The sequence below is a fragment of the Vibrio sp. TRT 17S01 genome, assembly GCF_050113695.1.
Classification (GTDB): Bacteria; Pseudomonadota; Gammaproteobacteria; order Enterobacterales; family Vibrionaceae; genus Vibrio.
Map to the genome: position 1 here is coordinate 1 of NZ_JBNJOG010000040.1, position 3,835 is coordinate 3,835.

Below are 3,835 nucleotides of genomic sequence, written 5' to 3' on the forward strand. Positions count from 1 at the left end.
TCCCAACCACAACTCGCTATAAATTCATCTCCAAGCCAAGGATAAATAATTTTGTTTTTTTCATGGTTCCAAGCTAATGGAGCAATGAGAATAGCCGCAGTAATAACTGATACTATCCTAGCTTTTACAGAAAAAGTCTTTAATTTATAAATGAACAGTCCCACAAAAGGCAGAGAAAAAACAAAACCAGTAATACCTTGATTTGCGGCTCCAGCCATCATGAAAACCACGCAAATACTTAAAATTAGGATTGGTCTTATCTTTCGCATCATGTTGTTACCTTCCGGTTTTGTATAACGCCAAATTAAGGTGTGAACAACACTAACCACCTTACCTGAACCATTGTGCCATAAACACTAAACTGGCTTGAAGTGAAAGCGCCAAGCGTTGTGAATCACTCTTAAATTTTTTGTTATATGCCCGAACTCATTGTGTATTCTGGGTGTCCAGTATGCTCATCCACTTGTTCGCTAACTACTTTGAACCCTTGAGACAAATAGAACTGATAACTAGCCTGGTTTTCTTTGTATACGAAAAGACTTAATACCGCTCTTTGGGCTTTAGCATGACTCAATAGTTGCTTTCCAATACCTTTACCTTGGCGCTCGGGAGAGACGAATATGGCTGCTAAGCTATTTTCATATAGTGCGTAAAAACCAACTACTTTCGACTCAACTTCGTACACGTAAGTTTCTGAAGCTGGGATGTAGATGTTACGCATGTTTTCTACTTGAGATTCCCAGAACTCAGCTGAGATGAAATCGTGAGCTTTAACTGATGCATTAAGCCAAATCTCAAGAACTGAATCCATGTCATTTTCGTTGTACTTTCTTATCATTTTAAAGCTCTAGATAGCCGAATTTATCGGGGCAATATAACGCCGCATTAAGGTGCGAACAACGCTAAAACACCTAACCCAAACCACTGCACCTTAAACACGAAACCCAAGTTTAAACCGAGATCGCCAAGCGTTGTGAGTCACTCTTAAATGCTTTGTTATAACCGCCTTTCCATACGTATAAGACCCCAAACCTCACCGTCAAAAGACCGAGTACCATTTTCAATTGATGTCACTGAAAAACCCAACGATTCATAGCAATTTTTAGCTACCACATTTCGTTCAAATACCGCCAGAGACAACAGATTAGCGTTGAACTCTTCTTTCGCTAACGTGATTAACTGGCCAAGCATCAACTTGGAGATACCTTGCCCTCTATAGCTACCTGAGACAAACACACGACAAATTCTGAAGTGTGATTCAGATACCTTGAAGATTTCAACATAACCAGCATTCTGACCTGAAACAACAAAGACAAAAGGAAAAACTTCTGGTTGAGAACAATGCTTACTAATTTGAACTGAAGTCAATGGAAACTCAAAGTTCGGACCACCCCATTGATAATTCAATTCATCTGAATCAATCCAACCAATAAGCAAGCCATAGTCTTCCTTTTCAAAAGCTCTAAGTTCCATATTTCCCTCTTAGGTTATAACGCCCAATTAAGTTGTGAGCAACGCTGCCATCTTACCCGAACAGTTCACCTTAATCACTGAACCAACTGAAACCGAAAGTGCCAAGCGTTGCGAATCAGCTTGAATTGCTTGTTAGCTGCGTATTATTTTTCATCCACGTTATTCACTCTGCTATTTTTGAATGATTTATATGTCAAACGAGATGGAGTAACTATTTTAAGCCATGATGATTTAGACTCTGCTTTTGCTCTTTCCCAGTCATGCTTTAACAGCAAAGCTAGTTTTTCGCCAAGAACGATATCTAGCTCCTTACTTGGATTGGCTTCACGCATATCCCAAACAGTATCTAGAATGTCTAAGTCATCTGAATCAGATGGATTCAAAAGTAGCTGAAGTTCTACGTAAAGAGCAGGGATTTTATGATGCTCATTTGCAGTGTAAGCCGAACAAATTTTGACCGACAAACTTCGAATTTTTTCACGCCATAACTGTCTTTGCTGAGTAATATTCTCTGCAGCAATTTTGCGATCATTTGCTCGTAACGTTACGAAACCAGCAACTACTGCTGCAATCACTGCGGAACTGAATAAAGTTGTTACATCCATATGAATAATTTATCCATCAGTTTTTTCAGACGATTTAGGATTATCACGAGTAGAAGTCATGATGCTTGAGACCTGACTACCTAGCTGTTGAAGTAATTGGTTTCTATCTTCTACTTTTGAATTACGAATAATAAGCAGTTTATCCCACCCCACAGTCCCCTCAAACAACTCCTCTTCCAGTTTCGAGTCAATTTGACGGATATCTTTATCCAAGTTACTCAACAACTCCGCATATGTTTTAGTTAGCAGTTGTTGCGCATTACCTATTTCTTGTTCTTGTTTTGCTTTAGCCTCAACGACCAAAGATTTCGCAGAAATATACTCATAACCTTTCCATCCACTTGCACCAACACTAATAATCAGTGTGAGTACGAGTAAAAATTTTTCGATAACTTCTAATTTTTGTTTCATATTAACTTACTTTATTATGCTTCGGAGCAGCTAACGCCAAATTAAGTAGTGAGCAGCGCTACCACCTACCTAACGCATTGTGCCGTAAACACTAAAGTCGATTCAAACCAAAAGTGCCAAGCGTTGCGAATCTGCTTAAATTTATTGTTATGCCTGCCCTAACACGCGCTCAATAAAAACTGACTTTTTTCGACGATACTCTTCGTGAGACCAACCTGTACAAGACATTTTGAGTTCATTGTATTGCTGAACTAACTCAGGACTTTCGCGGAGTTTATCTCTAAACCCCACAAAGAAGTCAAATTCCGAGCCATTCGCTACAACTTGGAAAGCGACATCCTCACCTGAACTATTTTCCAGCATGCAAAGCTCTGGAGTTCTTAACGTATCGGATTTTTCGTTGAAACCTAGAGTAGAAAGTAACTTTACTGCGTTCTCTAGTTCCTTGCCGTTAACGCCAACAAGTATGTCTAGGTCACCTTTAGATACGGCATTAGGGATAGAGGAAGCTCCAATATGCTCAATAGATGCATCTGGAAGTAAAGCAGCTATCTCAAGTTCGTACTTACGATACAGGCTTTCACAAGATGCCTGATATTCATCTGCTTTGTAAAACTGCATATTTGCTCCCAAAAGGCATAACGCCGCATTAAGGTGTGAGCGACGCTTGGCTATACTTGAGCGAAGCGAAACTGCCAAGCGTTGCGAATCACTCTTAAATGCTTTGTTATGATTGTGGCTGGGGAATCGTATATTCATAGAAAACCACACCACTGTCCTTAGCGGGTTGCGCTATGAACCCCAGCTTCTTAAGTAACTTCGCTGAAGCAATATTAGATTGGTCAACACCGCCTATGAGTTTTAACCAAGATTCGGATTTCTCGACTTCATGGATGAAACCTTGAAGTAATTCACTAGCTAACCCTCGTCCCCAGTATTCTTCAGCAAGCAAATAACCGATATGGGCACTCTCGTCATTTTCCACGTAAGCAAACAAGAAACCTATTAGTTCGTTATCCTCGACTTTTACTTGAAATAAGCGGCTCTCCAACAACATCCGCTCAAGCCAGATTCGGGCTTGTTCACTAGAACCTATCTCGTGGAAATATGGAGGAAGATTTTCTACAACTGCCGGCGTGAGGATTTGAGGAATTCGTTCTAGCAAATATGAGTGTTTAGACAAATCCAACCCTTCAGTAATTTCAACTACTGTCAGCCTCTGACTTTCAAATGATATTGCCATACAACTTCCCCATTTCGATAAAAATCATAACGCCCAATTAAGGGGTGAACAACGCCTCCACCCAAACCTAAAGCATTGTGCCATAAACACTAAAACTGAAGTA

Annotated in this window: 6 protein-coding genes and 1 pseudogene; all 7 read right to left on the reverse strand. The window is 40.0% G+C overall.

All coding sequences use genetic code 11. The annotated features are described in order from the left end of the window. Positions 1-272: pseudogene (locus ACQEXS_RS22185) on the reverse strand (hypothetical protein); the annotation flags it as partial. A 140-nt stretch (positions 273-412) separates the two neighbouring features. Beyond that, complete coding sequence (locus tag ACQEXS_RS22190) at positions 413-838, reverse strand: N-acetyltransferase (protein WP_427015241.1); 426 nt, start codon at positions 836-838, stop codon at positions 413-415. Between the two features lie 158 nt (positions 839-996). Continuing rightward, positions 997-1,473, reverse strand: coding sequence for a GNAT family N-acetyltransferase (locus ACQEXS_RS22195; RefSeq protein WP_427015242.1), 477 nt, complete (start codon positions 1,471-1,473; stop codon positions 997-999). Positions 1,474-1,616: 143 nt separating this feature from the next. Continuing rightward, positions 1,617-2,078: a hypothetical protein gene (locus ACQEXS_RS22200; RefSeq protein WP_427015243.1), complete on the reverse strand. Its 462-nt coding sequence runs from the start codon at positions 2,076-2,078 to the stop codon at positions 1,617-1,619. Positions 2,079-2,087: 9 nt separating this feature from the next. Then, complete coding sequence (locus ACQEXS_RS22205; RefSeq protein WP_231794185.1) at positions 2,088-2,489, reverse strand: hypothetical protein; 402 nt, start codon at positions 2,487-2,489, stop codon at positions 2,088-2,090. Between the two features lie 147 nt (positions 2,490-2,636). After that, entirely contained in the window at positions 2,637-3,110 is a 474-nt protein-coding gene (locus ACQEXS_RS22210) for a GrpB family protein (RefSeq protein WP_427015244.1), read from the reverse strand. 106 nt (positions 3,111-3,216) lie between these two features. After that, entirely contained in the window at positions 3,217-3,732 is a 516-nt protein-coding gene (locus ACQEXS_RS22215) for a GNAT family N-acetyltransferase (RefSeq protein WP_427015245.1), read from the reverse strand. Between the last annotated feature and the right edge of the window lie 103 nt (positions 3,733-3,835).